The sequence below is a fragment of the Leisingera sp. ABD4_442 genome (assembly GCF_056160905.1).
In genome coordinates this window covers 1-249 of sequence record NZ_JBSWYB010000115.1, presented here as the reverse complement: position 1 = coordinate 249, position 249 = coordinate 1, and the positions used below count along the sequence as shown (strand labels likewise).

General features: G+C 64.7%; 1 pseudogene. It reads right to left on the bottom strand.

Going from position 1 to position 249, the window contains the following annotated elements:
- Positions 1 to 249 (bottom strand): annotated as a pseudogene (locus ACXAHG_RS23620) (glutamine synthetase); the annotation flags it as partial.

The window sequence follows — 249 nt, the reverse complement described above, 5'->3', positions numbered from 1 at the left end:
TCGCCTCATAGCCCATCGCCTTCAGGCGGTTCACCTGCCGCTTCAGGATCGCGCGGGGGGAGTGGGAGACTTCCTCGTGGGTGTGGTGATCGAGCACGTCGCAGAGCACCATCACCGTGCCCTCCAGCCACGGCACAGGGCGCAGGGTGGAGAGGTCGGGCTTCATCACATAATCGCCATAGCCCCGCTCCCAAGAGGTCGAGACATAGCCGTCCGGCGTCGCCATCTCCAGATCCGTCGCCAAGAGGT